This is a genomic window from Lactococcus sp. DD01 (assembly GCF_001578715.1).
Lineage (GTDB): Bacteria > Bacillota > Bacilli > Lactobacillales > Streptococcaceae > Lactococcus > Lactococcus petauri.
Genome location: NZ_KQ968939.1, coordinates 332,792 through 339,133 on the forward strand (window position 1 = coordinate 332,792; position 6,342 = coordinate 339,133).

8 protein-coding genes are annotated in these 6,342 nt (G+C 39.5%); 7 read left to right on the plus strand and 1 reads right to left on the minus strand.

Translation table 11 applies throughout. The features are described 5' to 3' along the window. The 7 genes from LACDD01_RS01660 to LACDD01_RS01690 all read left to right on the plus strand — a co-directional run. The coding region (locus LACDD01_RS01660) for a methyltransferase (RefSeq protein WP_156468508.1) at positions 1–155 on the plus strand (155 nt) is incomplete at its 5' end. Then, a complete protein-coding gene (locus LACDD01_RS01665) occupies positions 152–1,444 on the plus strand; it encodes a pyrimidine-nucleoside phosphorylase (protein WP_061413000.1) in 1,293 nt (430 codons plus the stop codon). The genes LACDD01_RS01660 and LACDD01_RS01665, both read left to right, overlap by 4 nt. After that, entirely contained in the window at positions 1,444–1,638 is a 195-nt protein-coding gene (locus LACDD01_RS01670; protein WP_019293374.1) for a hypothetical protein, read from the plus strand. Before LACDD01_RS01665 ends, LACDD01_RS01670 begins: the two co-directional genes overlap by 1 nt. A 71-nt stretch (positions 1,639–1,709) precedes the next feature. Continuing rightward, a complete protein-coding gene (gene deoC, locus LACDD01_RS01675; protein WP_061413002.1) occupies positions 1,710–2,372 on the plus strand; it encodes a deoxyribose-phosphate aldolase in 663 nt (220 codons plus the stop codon). Continuing rightward, positions 2,359–2,751 carry a cytidine deaminase gene (locus tag LACDD01_RS01680; RefSeq protein ID WP_019293372.1) on the plus strand — a complete coding sequence of 131 codons (393 nt, stop codon included), beginning with the start codon at positions 2,359–2,361 and terminating at the stop codon, positions 2,749–2,751. The genes deoC and LACDD01_RS01680 overlap by 14 nt, the downstream gene beginning before the upstream one ends. A gap of 171 nt (positions 2,752–2,922) precedes the next feature. After that, positions 2,923–3,975 (plus strand): BMP family lipoprotein, encoded by a 1,053-nt coding sequence (locus LACDD01_RS01685; RefSeq protein WP_019293371.1) that lies wholly within the window; start codon positions 2,923–2,925, stop codon positions 3,973–3,975. Between the two features lie 90 nt (positions 3,976–4,065). Then, a complete protein-coding gene (locus LACDD01_RS01690; protein ID WP_061413004.1) occupies positions 4,066–4,773 on the plus strand; it encodes a GntR family transcriptional regulator in 708 nt (235 codons plus the stop codon). A 38-nt stretch (positions 4,774–4,811) separates the two neighbouring features. Here LACDD01_RS01690 and LACDD01_RS01695 read toward each other — a convergent pair. Further along, on the minus strand, positions 4,812–6,342 hold a 1,531-nt coding region (locus LACDD01_RS01695), incomplete at its 5' end, for a sensor histidine kinase (RefSeq protein WP_061413006.1).

Here is a 6,342-nt window from a genome sequence, read left to right on the forward strand (position 1 = left end):
ATTTAAATAATAATGGCCATTTGACTATCGTAATTCAGAAAAAACAGGGCGCGCCGAGTGCACAAAAGAAAATGAATGCTGTCTTTGGCAACTGCGAGGTTGTCGCGAAAGATAAAGGATATTACATTTTAAGAAGTTATAAGGAGAAACTATGACCTACAGAATGGTTGACCTGATTCAAAAAAAACGTGACGGTGGTCACTTTGAGAAAGCTGAAATTGATTGGCTTATCTCTGGTTATGCGAATGGTGAAGTGCCGGATTACCAAATGGCAGCACTTGCTATGGCGATTTATTTTGAAGGTATGACGACAGAAGAAACAGCAAACTTAACCATGGCTATGGTTGCTTCAGGTAAGGAATTTGACTTATCAACTATTCCTGGGGTGAAGGTAGACAAACATTCGACGGGTGGTGTAGGTGATAAAGTAACAATTATTTTAGCACCTTTAGTGGCGAGTTTTGATGTCCCTGTCGCTAAAATGTCTGGCCGTGGTTTAGGACATACTGGTGGAACATTAGATAAGTTAGAATCCATTCCTGGCTTTGAAATTGAAAAAACAGAAGAAGACTTTATCAGCCAAGTAAAAGATTCAGGAATCGCGGTGATTGGTCAATCTGACGAGTTGGTTAAAGCAGACAAACTCCTCTATGCACTTCGTGATGTGACAGCCACAGTCGATATTATCCCATTGATTGCAAGCTCGATCATGTCTAAGAAAATTGCTTCGGGGTCAAATGCCATTTTGCTTGATGTGACTGTCGGCGACGGTGCTTTCATGAAGAATATCGAAGATGCGCGCATCTTGGCTCGCACGATGGTAGACTTAGGAAAAGCTGTTGGCCGTGAAACGGTAGCAGTTTTGACCAATATGAACCAGCCTTTAGGCTATGCTATTGGTAATCGTAATGAAATTACGGAAGCCGTAAATACGCTAAATGGCAAAGGTACACCAGAATTCCGTCACTTTATTGCGGAACTGGCTCAAATTATGCTTGGATTAGCAGGTGTAGAAAAAACCATTCCAGAAATCATCGAAAATCTTGATAATGGTAAAGCTTATGGTAAATTCCTTGCTATGTGTGAAGCGCAACACGGAGATGCAACAGCATTTAACCATTTGACTGCAGAGTTAAATGTGGCACATACTGTTGAGATTTATGCTGAGCGTGATGGTTTTATCTCACAAGAAAAAGCAATGGGAGTCGGTATTGTTGCGATGAAGCTAGGAGCTGGAAGAGCAACCAAGACAGATACAATCGATTTTGAAGCAGGTATTAATCTTGCGAAAAAAGTAGGCGAATCAGTCCAAAAAGGCGATCTTATTGCTACACTTTATAGCAATCGTGCAATTTCTTCCGATTTGATTGCGGAGTTTAAAGACAATATCGAAATTTCTGACCAGCAAATCCATGCACCTGAAATTTTGGAAGTTATTCGCTGATGAAAAATGAACTTCCCCCTATTCCTAACGGAATAAAAGCTCTCCAAAGTGTAACAGCTGCTGTACTTGGCGCAATTGGAATGAATCTTTGGGCACATAATACGCTGCTTAAAGTTACACTTTTTATCCTTATCTTTATCTCGGTTTATACGATTATTGGTATGCTTTACCTTAAAAATCGCAAGCCCAAATAAATTTTAATGTTCACAACTAAAGCGTACTTGAAAGTCCGCATAATAAATAATAACTAGGAGAAGACCTAAAAATGAAAATCAATCAATACATTGACCACACAATCCTCAAAGCAGATGCAACACAAGAAAAAGTCCAAGCTATCATTGATGAAGCAAAAAAATACGAGTTTGCAAGTGTTTGTATCAATCCAACATGGGTAGCATTTGCTGCTGAACAACTTAAAGATGAAGTTTCAAAAGTATGTACAGTTATCGGTTTCCCTCTCGGGGCAAACACTTCAGAAGTCAAAGCCTTTGAAGCTGTAGATGCAATCAAAAAAGGTGCAGACGAAGTGGATATGGTGATTAATATTGGTGCAGCTAAAGACGGTAAATGGGACTTAGTGGAAAGTGATATTGCAGCAGTTAATGCTGTTAAAGATGACCGTATCCTTAAAGTTATTATCGAAACAAGTCTTTTGACAGATGAAGAAAAAGTCAAAGCTTGTCAAGCAGCACAACGTGCAGGCGCAGATTTTGTTAAAACATCAACAGGATTTTCAACAGCTGGTGCCAAAGTTGAAGATGTAAAATTGATGCGTGAAACTGTTGGACCTGACATGGGTGTCAAAGCTTCAGGTGGTATCCGAAATCTTGAAGATGCTAAAGCTATGATTGCAGCTGGCGCAAACCGTTTGGGCTGTTCATCAGGTGTCGCAATCATGGAAGGTGAAACTGCCAATGCCAGCTACTAAAGAACTTATTGAAGCAGCACGTGAAGCGAGCAGTCATGCTTATGTCCCTTATTCCAACTTTCCTGTAGGTGCAGCGCTTGTAACTACGGACGGTAAAGTATACCAAGGGTGTAATATTGAGAATGCGAGCTTTGGCTTGAGCAATTGCGCGGAGAGAACAGCTATTTTTAAGGCTGTATCCGAAGATCATTTGGAATTTTCAAGTCTGTATATTTATGGAGAAACTGCCGCTCCAATCAGTCCTTGTGGTGCATGTCGCCAAGTCGTTTCTGAATTTTGTGAAGCTGATATGCCAGTGTACCTTCTCTCAAAAACGGGAGAAGTCAAAGAGACATCAGTGGGTCAATTGTTGCCTTATTCCTTTAAAGAACTGGAATAAAATTCTAAAATTGACAGAAAAAAAGCTATTTCCGAACAAAGATGTGGATAAATCCCACATCTTTCTTTTTGGCTTGAATTAATATACAAAATATCTTAAAATAAACTTATACATAAAAACTCTTACTTGCGAGAGTTTTAAAAATTTTTAAATTTGGAGGAAAACGTTTCTATGAATAAACGTATTTTCGCAGTTGGTGCTCTTGCACTTGCATCAGTAGCAGTTCTGGCAGGTTGCCGTGGACGTGACGCAGCTTCAGGTGGTGAAGCCAAAACAGATCTCAATGTAGCGATGATTACCGATACTGGTGGTGTTGATGACCGTTCATTCAACCAATCAGCTTGGGAAGGTTTGCAAGCATGGGGTAAAGAGAACAACCTTTCAAGAGGTAAAGGTATCAACTATTTCCAATCTAATTCAGCTTCTGACTACACAGCTAACTTCAACTCAGCTGTATCTGGTGGATATGACTTAGTCTTTGGTATTGGATTCGGCCTCCAAGAAGCAACTTCACAAGCTGCTAAAAACAATCCAGATACTAAATTTGCAATTATTGACTCTGTGATTGAAAATCAAGAAAATGTTGTTTCAGCAACATTTGCTGACCAAGAATCAGCTTATCTTGCCGGTGTTGCAGCAGCAAAAACAACCAAAACTGACCATGTTGGCTTCATCGGAGGGATTGCGTCAGATATCATCACAGCCTTCCAAGTTGGTTTCCAAGAAGGTGTTAAATCTGTCAATCCAAACATCAAAGTAGATGTTCAATATGCAGGTTCATTTAGCGATGCAGGTAAAGGTAAAACTATCGCTTCAGCAATGTACTCTGGTGGCGCAGATATTATCTATCAAGCAGCCGGCGGTGTAGGTACAGGTGTGTTCACAGAAGCACGTGTTCTTAACGAAACAAAGAACGAAGCAGATAAAGTTTGGGTTATCGGTGTTGACCGTGACCAAGAAGACGAAGGTAAATTTAAATCTAAAGATGGTAAAGAATCTAACTTCGTATTAGCTTCTACACTTAAAGAAGTAGGTAATGTTGTCAAAGACGTTTCAAACAAAACTAAAGACGACAAATTCCCTGGTGGTGAAATTCTTAAGTACGACTTGAAAAACTCAGGTGTAGCTCTCGCTCGTAACAATACTTCAGATGAAGCATGGAAAGCTGTTGAAACTGCTAAAGAAAAAATCATCAATGGTGAAATCACAGTCCCTGCAAAATAATTATACCAATTATGTAAATCAGCTATTATAGCTGGTTTTTTATTTGAAATTGGTATATAATAATAAAAAAACAAGGCAGAGGGAGACAACATGCAAAGAAGCAATGTTCCAAATTATATAAGAATTCATGACGCGATAAAAGAAGAAGTTGAAAAAACAGTTTGGAAGATTGGTGAGCGGCTGCCGAGTGAACGAGATTTGGCTGAGCGCTTTGGTGTAAGTCGGATGACTGCGCGACAAGCTGTAACGTCACTTGTAGAGGAAGGGATCCTAGAGCGCCGTGTGGGGAGTGGGACGTATGTTGCCAGCCGCCGAGTGCGCGAAAAGATGCGGGGCACAACATCCTTCACAGAAATTATTACTGCTCAGGGAAAAACACCGTCAACTGAAGTTTTAAGTTACCTCAAAACTTTGCCTAACGAAGTCGAGTGCGAGAAGCTGGAAATTTCGAAAGATCAAATGATTATCCGGATGGAACGTGTGCGTTATGCAGATCAAGTACCCATCTGTTATGAAGTTGCAAGCATTCCGTATGATTTGGTAAAATCTTTCGAGAAGAAAAATATTACCTCTAACTTTTTTAATACACTGACACAAGCAGGTTATGAAATTGATCGCAGTCAACAGATTATTTCTGCCAAAAAAGTCAGCACCGAAGTTGCTGAATATCTTAAGATTAAGTCGGGCGATGCTATTTTAGGATTGATGCAAATTTCTTATTTGGCCGATGGTCGCGCATTTGAGTATGTTCTCTCTCAGTATGTTGGGGAGCGTTTTGAGTTTTATTTGGAACGTTAAAAGAAAAAAGACTCTCTTTAGAGAAGTCTTTTTTCTTTTTATAAAGTAACAGTAAATGTCGTTCCTTTACCAGGCACGCTGATTACCTCAATATGTCCTTGAAGTTCTCTGACGTTTTTATCCACGATAGACAATCCTAGACCAGTTCCTGTGACTTGGGCACGGCTTTCATCTACGCGGTAGAAGCGTTCAAAGATACGTGATTTTTCAATTTCTGTTAAACCAGGACCGTTATCTGTGACGGTGAAAACAACTTTTTTCTTGTTTTGATGGAGACCAACGTAGATTTTTCCATGGTCATCTGTATATTTGATGGCATTTTCAATCAAATTTTCAAAAATACTATGCACCATCTGACGGTTGGTAACTTGAGAGATAGGAGCAATGTCTGTCTGAAGTGACAGGTGCTTTTCATCAAGCAAGGGTTGTGAAGTGTTTAAGATCTCTTCGACAAGGGCGGAGAGATTGATTTTTTTCTTGTCAATATGAATGTTTTGCTTGGTTAGAAGTAGCGTGTCTTGAACCAAAGCAATCAAGCGTGAACTTTCTTTACTGATAATATGAGAAAACTCGTGACGGTCTGCTTCCGAAAGTGTGTCGTCTTTTAGTAACTCAGCGAATCCTTTAATTGAAGTTAGAGGTGTCTTCAGTTCGTGACTAACATTAGCAATCAGTTCGTTGTGGGCATTTAGTGTTCGTTTAAACGCAGTTATATCAAGTAAAGTGACTAAAAAACGGTTGTCCAAGTCTGGCAAGGGAGAAATACGTACCTGATAATAAGCGTTGATGTTTTCAAAGTAAAAGTTCTTTTCTTGTGTTGTCGGATTGAGCATCTTATCCACTAAGAAACTTAAAAAGTCAGCATAAGGACTGAAAATATCAAGGTTATGTGTATCCGCAAATTCATTTTTGAAAGCAGCATTTGTTTTACGAATTTTTCCTTTAGCATTGTAAATGAAAATAGGAAATTGAAACAGTTCAATGAATTCGTAAATGTTCTCTTTCTTTTCACTGTGCGATAAAATCTGATTTTGGATGTATTCGCCCAGAGAGTTTAGTGCCAGAGTTACTTTATCATCGTTTTCGCTCATCAAGTAACTCTGCGTGAGCGGGCTGCGTTCGATATTTTTAATTTTAGCAACAATATCTTGAGTGAAAAGATAATTACGTCTGGCATGAACAAAGACGTAAGAAGCACAAGCAAAATAAACAATTAAAGCAAAACCACCGACCATTAAGTTGGTAAACCAAGGCGAAGTTCGACTGTCTTCAGCATGAAGATAACCTGTTATCACACCGGCAACACGGATAGGGCTTGTAATTTCAATAGTATGACGGCTGACAGACTGTGCATAGTCTGCACCCTCTTCAATTTTTGCGGTCTCCTGGTTGTGTGTACCTGCTGGAAGATACTGAAACTTGTTAGGAAGCGCAGAATTTGGATTTTCTGCGAGGAGTGTTTTTGTAGTGTCGATAGTGTGCAAGACACGATTGGTGTCGGTTTTTAGAATCTGTATGTTGAGAAAAACAAGCAGAATCACAGTCGCAACAAGATAAATGATTGTCGAG